General features: G+C 62.9%; 12 protein-coding genes. 11 read left to right on the forward strand and 1 reads right to left on the reverse strand.

All coding sequences use genetic code 11. The features are described 5' to 3' along the window. Positions 1-257: 257 nt before the first annotated feature. The 7 genes from ABHM97_RS07665 to ABHM97_RS07695 all read left to right on the forward strand — a co-directional run bounded on the left by ABHM97_RS07665 (position 258) and on the right by ABHM97_RS07695 (position 9,148). Positions 258-1,280, forward strand: a complete 1,023-nt coding sequence (locus tag ABHM97_RS07665) for a 3-oxoacyl-ACP synthase III (protein WP_349470195.1) — start codon at positions 258-260, stop codon at positions 1,278-1,280. Beyond that, the gene (locus tag ABHM97_RS07670; RefSeq protein WP_349470196.1) at positions 1,274-3,949 is read left to right on the forward strand and encodes an alpha/beta fold hydrolase; all 2,676 of its coding nucleotides are present in this window, start codon (positions 1,274-1,276) and stop codon (positions 3,947-3,949) included. Before ABHM97_RS07665 ends, ABHM97_RS07670 begins: the two co-directional genes overlap by 7 nt. Continuing rightward, positions 3,946-4,926, forward strand: coding sequence for an NAD-dependent epimerase/dehydratase family protein (locus ABHM97_RS07675; RefSeq protein WP_349470198.1), 981 nt, complete (start codon positions 3,946-3,948; stop codon positions 4,924-4,926). The genes ABHM97_RS07670 and ABHM97_RS07675 overlap by 4 nt, the downstream gene beginning before the upstream one ends. Positions 4,927-4,974: 48 nt before the next feature. Next, positions 4,975-5,787: an MBL fold metallo-hydrolase gene (locus ABHM97_RS07680; RefSeq protein ID WP_349470199.1), complete on the forward strand. Its 813-nt coding sequence runs from the start codon at positions 4,975-4,977 to the stop codon at positions 5,785-5,787. Between the two features lie 407 nt (positions 5,788-6,194). Further along, positions 6,195-7,343 carry a glutathione-independent formaldehyde dehydrogenase gene (locus ABHM97_RS07685; RefSeq protein ID WP_349470201.1) on the forward strand — a complete coding sequence of 383 codons (1,149 nt, stop codon included), beginning with the start codon at positions 6,195-6,197 and terminating at the stop codon, positions 7,341-7,343. A gap of 55 nt (positions 7,344-7,398) precedes the next feature. Beyond that, positions 7,399-8,547 (forward strand): zinc-dependent alcohol dehydrogenase, encoded by a 1,149-nt coding sequence (locus tag ABHM97_RS07690; protein WP_349470203.1) that lies wholly within the window; start codon positions 7,399-7,401, stop codon positions 8,545-8,547. Between the two features lie 13 nt (positions 8,548-8,560). After that, a complete protein-coding gene (locus ABHM97_RS07695; RefSeq protein ID WP_235521653.1) occupies positions 8,561-9,148 on the forward strand; it encodes a hypothetical protein in 588 nt (195 codons plus the stop codon). A 111-nt stretch (positions 9,149-9,259) separates the two neighbouring features. Here ABHM97_RS07695 and ABHM97_RS07700 read toward each other — a convergent pair whose 3' ends face one another. Further along, positions 9,260-10,348, reverse strand: a complete 1,089-nt coding sequence (locus ABHM97_RS07700; RefSeq protein WP_235521652.1) for a LacI family DNA-binding transcriptional regulator — start codon at positions 10,346-10,348, stop codon at positions 9,260-9,262. 213 nt (positions 10,349-10,561) lie between these two features. Between ABHM97_RS07700 and ABHM97_RS07705 the strand changes: the two genes are divergently transcribed. The 4 genes from ABHM97_RS07705 to ABHM97_RS07720 are packed head-to-tail and all read left to right on the forward strand — an operon-like array spanning position 10,562 to position 14,801. Further along, positions 10,562-11,044: a hypothetical protein gene (locus ABHM97_RS07705; RefSeq protein WP_349470204.1), complete on the forward strand. Its 483-nt coding sequence runs from the start codon at positions 10,562-10,564 to the stop codon at positions 11,042-11,044. 40 nt (positions 11,045-11,084) lie between these two features. Further along, positions 11,085-12,245, forward strand: a complete 1,161-nt coding sequence (locus ABHM97_RS07710) for a substrate-binding domain-containing protein (RefSeq protein ID WP_255774362.1) — start codon at positions 11,085-11,087, stop codon at positions 12,243-12,245. Positions 12,246-12,302: 57 nt separating this feature from the next. Further along, a complete protein-coding gene (locus ABHM97_RS07715; protein ID WP_349470205.1) occupies positions 12,303-13,811 on the forward strand; it encodes a sugar ABC transporter ATP-binding protein in 1,509 nt (502 codons plus the stop codon). 3 nt (positions 13,812-13,814) lie between these two features. Then, positions 13,815-14,801: an ABC transporter permease gene (locus ABHM97_RS07720; RefSeq protein ID WP_349470206.1), complete on the forward strand. Its 987-nt coding sequence runs from the start codon at positions 13,815-13,817 to the stop codon at positions 14,799-14,801. The last annotated feature ends 5 nt before the right edge of the window (positions 14,802-14,806 follow it).

A 14,806-nucleotide genomic window follows, 5' to 3' on the forward strand; every position in this document is an offset into this window, starting at 1 on the left:
CTGGTAAGTGGTGGTCTCCCCTAAGATGCTCCCTAATGGTAAGCATCATGATCATTTCCCGGTAGCCCCGCTCCCCGCGTCATGACACCCCCCGGTTGTCTGTCATGCTTAAGGGTCGCCATTTTTACGCGCCGGGACTGCGGCGGAATCTTGGTGCACGCCGAACCCGGAGCACAACTGCGCTTTCGGGCTTGGAATGGCGTAATAGGGGTACAGTCACCGCAGGAACGCGGGACAGAAACGAACAGGGGCTTGAATTGGCAGGGAACGCAACCTTCAGGCACAGCAACACCGCTCTGCTGTCGGTTAGTAGCGTCGAGGCTCCACGGATCGTCAGCTCCTCGGACTTCGACCGGAAGTTGGCTACCACCCTGAAGCGGCTAAAGTTCCCGCCCCGGCTCCTGGAACGCGTTGCGGGCGTCACGCACCGACGCTGGTGGGCGGCTGGAACATCCTTTGACGATGCCGCCGTCGAGGCCGGGGCGAAGGCCTTGGCCGATGCCGGAGTCGAAGCTTCAGAGGTCGGGTTGTTGATCAACACCTCCGTTACCCGCCGCAACCTCGAGCCGTCCGTTGCAGTGAAGATCCATCACGAACTGGGCCTGCCATCCTCGGCCATGAATTTCGACCTCGCCAACGCCTGCCTGGGGTTCGTCAACGGGCTGATCCTGGCCGCCAACATGATTGATTCCGGACAGATCAAGTACGCGATCATCGTCAACGGTGAGGACTCACAGCTGACGCAGGAGGCGACCCTTGCGAGGCTGCAGCGGCCTGAAACGACCCGGGAAGATTTCAACCGGGAATTCGCCACCCTGACCCTCGGGTCAGGAGCCGCGGCCGCAGTCCTGGGACCGGCCGACGAGCACAGCGGAGCGCACCGGCTGGTGGGCGGCGTGATGCGCGCCGGCACCGAGCACCACGAATTGTGCGTGGGTGGCATTGACGGCATGACCACCGATACGAAGGGCCTGCTCGACGGCGGCCTGCAACTCGTCGTCGACGCCTGGCACGAAGCCCAGCCCGAATGGAACTGGACGGCCATGGACTGCTACGTGACCCACCAGGTCAGCAATGCCTACACCCAGGCCATCATCAACGCCGTGGGGCTGGACCCTGACAAAGTTCCCATCACCTTCCCACACTGGGGAAACGTGGGTCCGGCTTCACTCCCCATGACCCTCGCCGCCGAGGCGCAGTCCCTGCGCGCCGGCGATAGGGTCCTCTGCATGGGTGTCGGATCCGGGCTGAACGCCGGCATGGTCGAAATCGTATGGTGACAGGTACCTGGCCGGGCATACGCCCCGAATGGTCACGGACAATCGGCGTACCCTCCACTTCCGCCGTTGACGCTCCCGGAACCGTTCGCCAATGGCATCTCCTGGACAACGGTGGACAGCTCGCGCGGCGCGGCCTTACCCCAGCCGGCACCCTGCTCTGCGTGCATGGGAACCCCACCTGGTCCTATCTGTGGCGAACACTGCTGGCCGCCGGAACCGATCCTGCCCAGCCTTGGCGCGTCATCGCGGTCGACCAACTGGACATGGGCTACTCGGAACGTACGGGCGAATTCCGCAGCCTCGCCGACCGGATCAATGACTTGGGCGACCTCACCGATGCCTTGGGCGTGGAAGGCCCCGTGGTCACTGTCGGCCACGACTGGGGAGGTGTGATCAGCCTCGGCTGGGCGTTGGCCCACCCCGCGGAGCTCACCGGAGTGATCCTCACCAACACAGCGGTCCACCAACCATCCGAATCCAAGATCCCGCCCGCATTGCGGCTTGCCTTGCACCCGGCCGTCCACTCCTGGGGGACGACGACGTCCGACGCTTTCCTGCGGGTCACGCATTCCTTGGCGTCTCCTCCGCTGGCCGCCGAGGTCCGGAAAGCGTACATGGCCCCCTACAAGGGTCCGCACCGCCGCAGTGGCGTGGGAAACTTCGTGGCCGACATTCCCGTTGATGCGGACCACCCCAGCTTCCCCGCACTTGACGCCGTGGCCGAGGGCTTACGCACGCTGAAGGTCCCCGCCTTGATGCTGTGGGGCCCGCGCGACCCCATTTTCTCCGACCGCTACCTCAAAGACCTGATCGGCCGGCTTCCCCACGCGCAGGTCCACCGTTTCGAAGGCGCCGGCCACCTCCTCGCAGAAGACCGCGACATTGCCACACCTGTTTTCCAATGGTTGGCAGGGCAAGCCCAGGACAAAAACCAGCACAGTGCCGGCACCCGGCCAGACGCCAAGGCGGACGGAGCGGCTACTCAGGAACCAGAAGCTTTCCGTCCCCTCTGGGACGAGCTCGGCACCTTGGCGGACTCTGACTCCGCTGCCGAGACGGCCGTTGCGGAAATGGCGCCCGATGGCAGCGTTGCACGGTCGCTGAGCTGGCACGGACTCAACAGCAGGGTGCTGGACGTTGCGGCAGGTCTTCGCAAAGCCGGTGTTGCCAGTGGCAGCCGGGTGAGCCTCATGGTTCCTCCGGGCGTGGATCTCACCGTGGCACTCTATGCCTGCCTTCGGCTGGGCGCCGTGGTGGTCGTGGCGGACGCCGGACTGGGAACCAAGGGCCTGAGCCGCGCCGTCAAGGGCGCGACCCCTGACTTCCTGATCGGGATCGACAAGGCACTGGCTGCGGCCGCCGCGCTGGGGTGGCCGGGGCGCCGGATCAGCGTCCAGGACCTTCCGGTGATCCGCCGTCGGGCCCTTAAGGTTGAAACCTCGCTGTCAACCTTGGCCCGGCGCGCCGCGGACGGCGCTGCCGAGCACAACGCTTCCGTGGACCCGGAAGCTCCAGCGGCCGTGCTGTTCACCTCCGGTTCAACGGGCCCCGCCAAGGGCGTGCTCTACACCCACCGGCAACTGGCGGCGACGCGGGATACGCTGGCGGAAACCTTCGACATCCGTCCCGGCGCCCGGCTCGTGGCCGGCTTTGCACCGTTTGCCCTGCTGGGGCCCGCCCTGGGTGCTGTCTCGGTCACCCCGGACATGGACGTCACTGCCCCCCGCACCTTGACCGCCCGCGCGTTGGCAGATGCCGTTGCTGCGATCGACGCCACAGTGGTCTTTGCCGCTCCGGCAGCGCTGCGCAACGTCCTGGCCACCCAGGACGGGATCAGCGAAGCGGGACAAACAGCGCTGGACGGGGTCCAGTTGCTCCTCTCCGCCGGCGCCCCTATCCCGGAGCCTCTCTTGGCAGAGGTGCAGCAGTTGGTGCCGGGTGCTTCGCTGCATACGCCGTACGGGATGACCGAAGCCCTTCCGGTTACGGACATCAGCCTCCAGCAAATACAGGCCGCCGAAGCCGGCGTCGGGACCGTTAAGGGAGCCGGCAACGGCGTCTGTGTCGGCAGGCCGGTCCATGGTGCCCGAATTGCTGTCCTTCCGCTCGCTGAGGACGGGAAAGCATCAGACTCCCCTCCCACGCTCGAAGCGGGCGTGACGGGCGAGGTCCTGGTCAGCGCACCCCATGTGAAGGACTCCTACGACCGGCTCTGGTTGACCCAGCAAAAAAGCGCCAGTCCTGCCGGCTGGCACCGGACCGGCGACGTAGGGCATTTCGACGCCGAAGGGCGCCTTTGGGTGGAAGGCCGCCTTCAGCACGTGGTCACCGCGCCCGGCAAGGCAGTGACCCCTATTGGTGCGGAGCAGGCCGTCGAGCGCTTGGACGGTGTTGGGCTGGCCGCCGTGGCAGGCGTGGGTCCCGCGGGCACGCAGGCGATTGTCGCCGTCGTCGAGACCGTCCCTAAGGTCCGGAAGGCGGGTCCCGCCGCACCGCACCTGGCGCAGCGCGTCCGCGCCGCGGCCCGCGAGGTCGGCGTCGATGTCTCCGCTGTGCTGGTGGTTGCCTCCCAGCCCACCGACATTCGGCACAACGCCAAAATCGACAGGACCCGGCTGTCCGCCTGGGCTGCCAGGGTGCTGGCCGGCGGCCGTCCGGGCAAGCCATGAGGGTTCTGGTCACCGGCGCGAGCGGTTTGCTGGGACGGGAGGTGGCCCGGCTGCTGGTACGGCAGGGACACGATGTCACGACCTTCCAGCGAAGCCCTTCCGGTATCGACAGCGTCACCGATGTGAGGGGGTCGGTCACGGACGAGGACGCCCTCCGCGGCGCACTCAACGGCGTGACCGGGGTGATCCATCTCGCCGCCAAAGTGTCGTTTACGGGCCGGGCTGCCGAGTTTGACGAAGTCAACGTCCGCGGAACCGCGCATGTGCTCTCGGCGGCCAGGGCCGCCGGGGTCCGCGACGTGGTCTTCGTGTCCTCCCCGTCCGTGGCCAATTCAGGCGCCGCCATCGCCGGCATGGGAGCCGAGCCCGCCGACCCCAAACGTGCGCATGGCCACTATTCCCGGACCAAGGCTGAGGCCGAACTGCTGGCCCTCGCGGCGGATTCACCCGACTTTCACGTCACCGCCATCCGCCCGCACGTCGTGTGGGGACCAGGCGACACCCAACTGGTGGAGCGCGTCCTGGCCCGAGCAAAGCAACGGCGCCTGCCGTTGCTGGACGCCGGCGGTGCACTGATCGATACCACCTATGTGGACAATGCGGCGTCGGCCATTGTCGCTGCGCTGCACCGTATGGACCATGTGCACGGCAAGGCCCTGGTGGTCACCAACGGCGAGCCCCGGCCGATCGGCGAATTACTGGCCGGCATTTGCGCTGCGGGGGGAGTTCCCGCACCGGCGTGGGCCGTACCGGGGCGGGTGGCCCGGGCTGTGGGCTCAGTGGTCGAGAAACTCTGGATCGTGGCAGGACGCACAGAAGAACCGCCGATGACCAGGTTCCTCGCTGAGCAGCTCTCCACTGCGCACTGGTTCGACCAGCGCGAAACGCAGGACTTGCTCGGCTGGAAGCCCACGGTTTCCATCGACCAAGGACTGGCGAAACTCGAAGAATACTACGGTTCAAGGCGGCAAAGCTGAGGCCGCGTACACTTACGGCCTGGCTAGGGCATGCCATAGTCTGGGCCCATGCTGATCTGCGCCACCTGCGCTGTTGAACGTGACGAACCTGTCCCTGCCCTCTGTCCCATCTGCGTGGACGAGAGACAGTACGTGCCCGAAGACGGTCAGCGGTGGACTACGCTGGCCGAGCTGGCCAGCGCCGGGCAGCACATCACCCTGGCGGAAAGCGAGCCTGGCCTCATAGGCATAGGGACCAAGCCCAAGGTGGGGATCGGCCAGACGGCCCAGCTTGTGGTGACTCCTGCCGGATCGCTGTTGTGGGATCCGGTCGGCTACGTCGATGAGCATGCAGTGGAGGTTGTCCTGGAACACGGTCCCGTCCTCGCGATAGCCGCCAGCCACCCACACATGTTTGGCGTCCAGGTCGAATGGTCCAAGATGCTCGGGGGCGTCCCGGTCCTGGTGTCCGAAGCAGACCGGGACTGGTTGGGCCGCGGAGGCCGTAACGTCACCACCTGGTCAGGCAGCGTGACGATCGCGGCCGGCCTGGTCCTTCACCAGACCGGCGGCCACTTCCCCGGCAGCGCCGTGGCGCATTGGGCGGACGGTGCGGACGGCCAAGGCGTGCTGCTTACCGGGGACAGCGTCTTTCCAAACCCGGACCGCCGTTCCGTTGCCTTCATGCGAAGCTACCCCAACCACCTCCCGCTCTCAGGTTCCATGGCACTGCGCATTGCCGCGCAGCTCGGCGAACTGCAATTTGACCGGATCTACGGCAACTTCAACAACAGGATCCCGTCAGGCGCGAAAGATATTTTGCTCAGCTCCGCCCAAAGGCACGCCGCGTGGTCCCGGGGAGACTTCGACCAGCTCTGTTGACCTGCCTTGCAACGCAGAGGAGCCGGCAGATTTGGTGCCCTGCCTCTCCCTCAGCGGGAACCGCTGAATGAAGCAAACAGGCTGGCCAATTCTTTTCGGTTTACCCTCGACTCTCATAATAAGCGTGCTTAGTATTGAGCCTCAAGCAGTTTCTCTTTTGCGGACGGACCGGCAGGAAGATAGTACTGGACAGCCTGCCGTCTGAACGCCTTGGGCCAACCAACCCCCTAAAAGCGACTCACTGGCAAGGACCTGCACGACCCATCTCCTGGCTGACTTAACACCCTTCTCCTGGGTGACGGCCGCGCCTTCCCTCCGGTCATGGTTCCGCACTCTTCTGCGACTCCCCCGCCGGAAGCACCATCGACATGGTCGAATCAGCAGGGCAAAAAGAAAAGGGCAGAAAAATGAAAGCAGTAGTTTACAAAGGGCCAAACGACGTCAGCGTCGAGGACGTTCCTGATGCCAAAATAGAGCACCCCGCCGACGTTCTGGTGCGGATTACGACAACAAATATTTGCGGCTCGGACCTCCACATGTACGAAGGCCGGACCAGCTTCGAACCCGGTCGAACCTTCGGGCATGAAAATCTCGGCGAGGTGGTCGAGGTCGGTCCCGCGGTGGACAAAGTCAAAGTGGGCGAACGGGTAGTTCTGCCGTTCAATATTGCCTGCGGGTTCTGTAAAAACTGCGAGCGTGGCTTTACCAACTACTGCCTCACCATGCAGCCCGAGCCCAAGCTCGCCGGCGCGGCCTACGGCTTCGCGGACATGGGACCCTACCAGGGCGGCCAGGCCGAGTACCTCCGCGTACCGTACGGTGACTTCAACTGTCTGCGCCTGGGCGAAGATGCTGTGGAAAAGGAACTCGACTACGTGATGGTCGCAGACATCTTCCCCACCGGCTGGCACGCCACGGAGATGGCCGGGGTGTACCCCGGGGACTCCGTAGTCATCTACGGCGCAGGACCTGTAGGCCTCATGGCGGCTTACTCCGCAATCCTCAAAGGGGCCGGCAAGGTCATGGTCGTGGACCGTCAAAGCGACCGCCTGAAGCTGGCTGAACAGATCGGCGCCATCCCGGTTGATGATTCCGCGGTGGATCCAGTGGAATTCGTCAAGGACCAAACCATGGGATTCGGGGCAGACCGGGGATGCGAATGCGTTGGGTACCAGGCGCACGATACCGAAGGTAATGAGCACCCAAACATGACCCTGAACCGGCTGGTGGACTCCGTACGCTTCGTCGGTGGCCTGGGCGTGGTGGGCGTCTTCCTGCCCCAGGATCCCGGAGCTCCGGACAAACTCGCCAAGGAGGGCCAAGTGGCCTTCGACTACGGCAACTACTGGTTTAAGGGACAGACGATGGGTTCGGGACAGTGCCCGGTCAAGAGGTACAACAGGGCCCTGCGCGACCTCATTGCCGGCGGTAAAGCCAGCCCCTCCTTCCTCGTCAGCCACGAGCTTCCGCTGGACCAGGCTCCCGAGGGCTACAAGAACTTCGACAACCGCGAAGACGGCTGGACCAAAGTTGTCCTCCACCCTTCCAACGCATAAAGCGTGACAGGGGATTTCGGATGTCTAGAAGGACTTTTTACGGGAGGCGGAACTGATGAAGTCAATGGTGTATCGCGGGCCTTACAAGGTGCGCGTTGAAGAAAAGCACATGCCACCGATCGAGCATCCAAACGATGCGATCGTGCGCGTGACGTTGGCCGCTATTTGCGGATCCGACCTGCATCTCTACCACGGGATGATGCCGGATACGAGGGTCGGCATGACGTTCGGTCACGAATTTATCGGCGTGGTGGAGCAGGTAGGGCCTTCGGTGGAGCGGCTCAAGCCCGGTGACAGGGTCATGGTTCCGTTCAATATCTACTGCGGATCCTGCTATTTTTGCGCCCGCGGACTGTTCTCCAACTGCCACAATGTAAACCCCAACGCGACCGCCGTCGGCGGCATTTACGGCTACTCGCACACGTGCGGAGGGTACGACGGCGGCCAGGCAGAGTTTGTGCGCGTCCCTTTCGCCGACGTCGGGCCCGGTTTGATACCGGACTGGATGGATGACGAGGACGCGCTGCTGCTCACGGACGCGCTGCCTACCGGCTATTTCGGCGCCCAATTGGGCGACATCGCAGAAGGTGACACGGTGGTGGTGTTCGGCGCCGGTCCTGTGGGCCTGTTCGCAGCCAAGTCAGCATGGCTGATGGGGGCGGGCAGGGTGATCGTTATCGACCACCTGGACTATCGGCTCGAGAAGGCCCGCACCTTCGCGCACGCCGAAACGTACAACTTTGTGGAGTACGACGACATTGTTGTGCACCTGAAGAAGACCACCGACTATCTGGGCGCCGACGTCGTCATCGATGCCGTAGGCGCCGAGGCGGATGGCAACTTCCTCCAACACGTGACAGCCGCAAAGCTGAAACTGCAGGGCGGTTCCCCCATAGCGCTCAACTGGGCAATCGACTCAGTCCGCAAAGGCGGAACAGTGTCGGTTGTAGGCGCCTATGGACCGCTTTTCAGCGCAGTGAAATTCGGCGATGCCATGAATAAGGGACTCACCCTTCGGATGAACCAGTGTCCGGTGAAAAGGCAGTGGCCCAGGTTGTTCGAACACATCCGAAACGGCTACCTGAAGCCAAGCGACATCGTCACCCACCGCATCCCGTTGGAGCACATCGCTGAGGGTTACCACATCTTCTCCGCCAAGCTCGATGACTGCATCAAGCCACTCGTCGTACCCAATCCAGCCTGAAAGGACGACAATCATGGATGAGATCCCAACTCCGTATGCCGCCTCCACTGGACCAGCCCTGAAGGAATCTGCAGGGGACCTCCGTAGCCGCATCCCAGGATGGGGCGCGGACCTCGACCCGGCAGACCGGCCATCGTACCCTCGTGAACAGCCCGGCATAGAGACAGGTGCCCGCTGGGACTTCCCGGAACGCCAGGAAGAAAGGTGGCCCCGGGAGCGCTCGGTCGAACATGCCTTCGTCACTCCTGTTTTCGGCACGTCCGCACCTCCCAAAGGTGCTTCGGGCGCTGTCCGGAAATTCGCCTACAAATACAGCGAGGGCCGGGCTGCCCACTGGCTGCTCCTCATTGCCGGGGACAGGATCGATGCATGGGAACACCATCTTCGCTCATTGGCCACGCTGCGCCCGGACAACCCGATCACTGAGACCGGGGTCATGAGTGAATTTACCCGTCATGGGGCTCGCTCCCGGTTCGGCAGAAAGCGCACCGATCTGAGCCATCAGTGGATGGATCCCATCATCGCCGGAGTTCCTTGGGCGTTGGCTGCCGGCGGCCTGGTAGCCGCATTCAGAGCCCTCAGGAAGCGGCGGACTGCCTAAGGCCCCTCGGGCGGAGGCGGACAGGGCCGAAAGTGACCTGTCCGCCTCCCTCCCTGCGGCAGTTTACCGCCGCCGGAACCTAACCACGGAGGGCAGCGGGACCGCAGGACGTCAGCTGTCTTTTGCTGGGGAGACACGTCCGGACGCTGCACGGGTGGAGCTGTTGCGGACAACCAGTGTGGGCGCCGTAGGCGTGCGGTCCACCTCCCGCCCCTCCATGGCTCCAACCAGCACCTCCATGCTCATCAGCGCCAAAGCGGTGAAGTCCTGGCGCACTGTGGTCAAGGGCGGAAGGAAATAGTCCGACCCTTCGATATCGTCGAATCCGACCACGCTGACGTCCTCCGGGACACGCACGCCATTCTCAGTGAAGGCGCGGATGAGTCCCAGGGCAGTATGGTCGCTCGCAGCAAAAATCGCCTGAGGAACTTTGCCTTCCCGAACAAGCTGGACGCCGGTTTCGTATGCCCATCGCGGGCTCCAATCCCCTTCCGCGCAGAACCCTTGCGGCAGCCCGGCGTCACGCAGTGCGGACTCCCAGCCCCGCTTTCGGATCCGTCCGTCGAACCAGTCCATGGAGCCAGCCAGATGGGCAATGTCGGTGTGGCCCAGGTCGATGAGGTGCTGGGTGGCCAGGCGGGCTCCAAGCTCCTGGTTCTCGGAGTATGTGAAGACGTTGGGGGTCGACGACGCTCCCGCGGCAATCATCTCCACAGGAACCCGGCACGTGGCGTTCCAGACAGCTGATGCCATGTCCACCACCGGTGCAATAACGATGATCCCGCCAACGCCAATGTCATCGAGGGTGTCGAGCGCCGCTTGTACGGAATCGGCGTACGGCATTTCGGCACTGATAACTGTTGTGGCATAGCCCTTCTTTCGGGCGATGTTTTCCAAGGCCATCAGTGTCCCGACGGGGCCGAACCGGGGGGAACCGTCAGTGACGATGCCAATGGAAGTGGACCTGCTCGTGACCAGCGCGGTTGCCGCCCTGTTCCGGCGATATCCGATGTCCTGAATAACCTGCAGAACGCGCTGGCGGGTGGCGGCACTGACGTCCGGTGCGTCGTTGAGGACGCGTGAGACGGTCCCAAACGAGACTCCGGCAACTTTGGCCACATCGTTGATGGTTGGCTTCCGGCGTAACGAGACTTCCGGACCACGTCCGTTCGCTCCGTGCGTGACTCCAGCGTCTGCCATGCTCTCTCCTGTCTCGCGCCGCCGTACCAACACCGGCGGCGGACTTCGTGCCTCCTCATCCTACGTTGACGGATCGACTCTCCAACGCGATGCATTGTTCTGGTGTGAGGTTTGACACTCATGACCGTAAACGTTTACGATCACTTCCGTAAACGTTTACGGTTCAATCTCGTTGACATTTACGACCCGGATATTCAATGAGGAAGGAGCGCAATGCCTGGCAGTGTCGCAGACGTACTCGCGCTCAACCTCACCGCCGGGTTTCGGGATATCGACCACGACCAGTGGACGAATCTGGAAGTGCTCCTTACGGACGCTGCCCGCAACGACCTTGGCGGGGCAGTAAGCACCTTTGTCTCCCCCGGTTCCACCGCAGTACTGGGCGTCTTCGACGGCGTCGGCCTATGGACCAGCCTGGTCATCACGGTCGACGACTTTGGCTCGGCCGAAACGGTCTCCACCATCGGCGGCCCTGTCGCAAAAGATGCCAGAGAAATAGCCACCGCAGCAGGCGAAGCGGTGACATGGGTCCAGTCCAACCACGGGCCATGTTCAGTTGGCTTCTTCGTCGAGAAAGCGCATGCCGAAGCCCTCCTGAGGGCATCAGACAAAGCTGGCGCTGTCCGGACCGCGGCGGCAACAGGCGGGCTGGTACTGTCGCCCATTCCAACGGCACTGGCCCTGGCTCTCGCCTGACATTCAAAACCATCCATCCACTCAAAAGCACTGGAGAACAATGATGATCCGCAGGCTTCCCCTCCTGGCCGTGGCAGCAGTCCTGTCACTTTCCGTCACCTCGTGCAGCAGTTCGGCAACAGGCGCCTCAAACGCCCCCGATTCAGGCGTGTCTGAAAAGGCACAACTGGCCTTGGAAAAGATCAAGGGCCAGGTGCTGAGCAAAGGACCTAACGGCGAGACGCCGTCCCCGGCATCCGTGGCTGACCTGACGCCCGAAGAGATCGAGAAGATCAAGGGCCTGAACGCCAAAGCAGCGATCGTGATGCACTACGGCGGCAATGACTGGGCCACGGCCCAAGTCAATGGACTCAAGAGCGAACTGGACAAGCTCGGCATCAAGGTCATCGCCACTACAGACGCGAACTTCAAGCCGGACAAGCAGGTTTCGGACATCGAAACAGTCATGACGCAAAACCCGGACGTGATCATCTCCATCCCCACAGACCCTGTGGCCACAGCCTCCGCATACAAAAAAGCAGCGGCCGCCGGCACCAAGCTCGTCTTCATGGACAACGTCCCCCAGGGACTGACAGCCGGCAAGGATTATGTTTCGGTGGTCTCCGCTGACAACTACGGCAACGGCGTCGTGTCAGCCCACCAAATGGCAAAAGCGCTCGGTGGAAAGGGAAAGGTCGGGCTCGTTTACCACCAGGCCGACTTCTTCGTCACCAAACAGCGCCACGAAGGATTCAAGGACACGATCACCAAGGAATACCCGGAGATCCAGATCGTGGAAGAAAAGGGTATCGCTGGCCCGGACTTTGCGGGAGACGCCCAGGCGGCTGCCAACGCAATGATCAGTAAGTATCCCGACCTGGCCGGAATCTGGGCCGTATGGGATGTCCCCGCAGAAGGGGTCATGGCCGCAGCGCGCGCCGCAGGCCGCCAGGATTTGAAGATCGCCACAGAAGACCTCGGAAAGAACGTGGCCATCGCCTTGGCCAAGAACGAACTCGTCGTCGGCCTCGGCGCCCAGGTCCCCTTCGACCAGGGTGTCACCGAAGCCCGGCTGGCGGCAGGGGCACTGATCGGTAAGGAAGCCCCGGCATATGTTGCCCTGAGTGCCCTTCCTGTGGACCACTCCAACGTCCTCGAAGCATGGAAGCAGGTCTACCACGAGGACGCACCCAAGGACATCCAAGAGTCCTACAAGCGTTAGGCAGACCCGACCGGTGCGGGGGCCCACAACTCCCGCACCGGCACCGAAAGGGCAGAAATGAACACCGCAGACAATGTTGTCCAGATGCGCTCCATCTTCAAAAGCTTCAACGGCGTCTCCGTCCTGAAGGATGTCGGTTTCGATGTTCGAAAGGGAGAAGTACACGCACTTGCAGGCGGCAACGGGGCCGGCAAGTCCACGCTCATGAAGATCCTGCAGGGCGTCTACCAGGCGGACGCCGGGGAGATCCTCATCGGAGGCAAGCAAGCTTCCATCACGTCGATCCACGACGCGAAGGCAGCAGGAATCGGGATGGTCTTCCAGGAATTCAGCCTCGTGCCGAGCCTGACTGTCGCCCAGAACATCTGCCTGGCCGCTGAACCGCTGGGCCGGGGCGGCCTCATCGATGACCGTGCCGCGGTAAGGCGGGCCATTGAAGTCTTTGCCGAGATGGAAGTGAACGTCGACCCCAGCGCCGAGGTCTCCCGGCTGGGCACGGCCTATTGGCAGCTGACCGAAATTGCCAAGGCCCTCTCGCAGAACGCCCAGGTTCTGATCATGGATGAACCCACGGCGAGCCTGGCCCGGCATGAGTGTGAGGCCCTCTTCGAGTTGATTGACCGCCTGAAGCGGCGAGGTATCTCCATCATCTATATCTCCCACCGAATGGATGAGGTGTACAGGCTCGCGGATCGGATCACCATATTGCGCGACGGACAACACCTCCTTACCAAGGCACTATCCGACGTCACACCTGAACAGATCGTGGAAGGGATCGTCGGAAAAAAGGTCGAGGGCGATCTCAGCTACCGTGCGCGAAATGAGGTCTCCCACGAGGTTGAGCCCCTGCTGGAAGTGCGGGGCCTGAACGCGGGCCCCCGTGTGCGGGACGTATCCTTTGCACTTCGGCCCGGTGAGATCCTCGGGCTGGCCGGGCTCATGGGCAGTGGACGCACCGAACTTGCACGCGCCCTCTTTGGCATCGACAAACTGGACAGTGGGCAGGTCCTGATCCGCGGCAAGGCGGTATCTCTGTCCTCGCCGCAGCAGGCCATCAACGCCGGCGTCGCCCTGATTCCGGAGGACCGTCGGGCTCAAGGCCTTGTCCTGGAGCACTCGGTGCAGGACAACCTGCTGTTGCCTTTGCTTGGGCAGATCCGCAGGGGCGGGCTCCTGGATGGCTCCAAGGCCAAGGCGTTATCCACTTCACTGATCAAGCGCTTCGCAGTAAAAGTGGCTCATCCCCATCGCCCCGTGCGGCTGCTGTCCGGAGGCAACCAGCAGAAGGTCGTTATCGCGAAGTGGCTGGGTACTGACCCGGATATTTTGATCCTCGACGAGCCGACGGCGGGAGTCGACATCGGCACAAAGAGTGAAATTTTGGACATGATCCGTGAGCTTGCCAGCGCAGGCAAGGCCGTCATCGTCATCTCCTCCGAATATCCGGAACTACTAGCGGTCAGCGACCGCGTCCTCGTCCTGAAGGACGGCTCAATCATCCGTGACATCCCCCGCAGCGGCATAGCTGACGAGGAATATCTCCAACTTGCAGTCCAGGGAGTATGAACAGTGAGCAAGACAAACACCATCGCATCCCGGGATACCCGGGTTAGCCGCACACTAGGCACGATCCTGAAGGAACTTGACTGGCGACGCTACGTCATCTACATCGGCTTCGTCGTCGTCTTTCTTTTTTTCGCCGTTCTATTGCGCGACCAAGGTTTCCTGTCGCCAAACAACCTTCTGAACATATTTCGGCAGACAGCCACCATCACTGTCATCGCCGTAGGCATGACTTACGTCATCGCGTGCGCTGAAATCGACCTGAGCGTGGGATCCGTCGCCGGCCTGTCAAGCGTCTGCACTGCAATGGCACTCTCCCAGTGGGGCCTGGTTCCCGGCATTCTGGCCGGCCTCGCTGTCGGTCTGGTGGTCGGATCCATCAACGGTGCCCTCGTCAGCCTCCTCGGCATCCCGTCCTTCCTGGTGACCCTTGGCATGCTGGGAATAGCTGTTGGGGTGGCGCAGTGGATCACGGCCTCGGCCCCGCAGCCCATCCTGAACGATACGTTCAATACGCTCTTCGGATCGGGCAACTTCGGCCCCATTCCAGGCCTTGTTGTCTGGAGCGCCATCTTCGTAGCCATCGGCGCCGTCGTCCTCAACCGCACCAGGTTCGGCCGACAGGTCCTCGCCACAGGCGGCAACCGCAACGCCGCCGACTTCACCGGGATCAATACCAAGCGCATCAAGTTCCAGGTGCTGCTGATTTCCGGGATGGTCGCGAGTGTTGCCGGGATGCTCTACGCCGGCCGTCTCCAGTCAGGCCGATTCCAGTGGGGAGCCGGCGATGAGCTCTCCGCCATCGCGGCAGTCATCCTCGGCGGCACCAGCCTGTTCGGCGGTTTCGGCTCGATCGTCGGGACACTCTTTGGCGCGTTGCTGATTGGCTTGATCAACAATGGCCTGATCCTGGCGGGACTCGACAGCAGCCAGCAACAGGTTGTCCGCGGCGTAATCATCATCCTGGCTGTCGCCCTTGCACGGAAGAAGTAACGCTC

This window comes from Paenarthrobacter sp. CAP02 (assembly GCF_040137855.1).
In the GTDB taxonomy this organism is placed as follows: Bacteria; Actinomycetota; Actinomycetes; order Actinomycetales; family Micrococcaceae; genus Arthrobacter.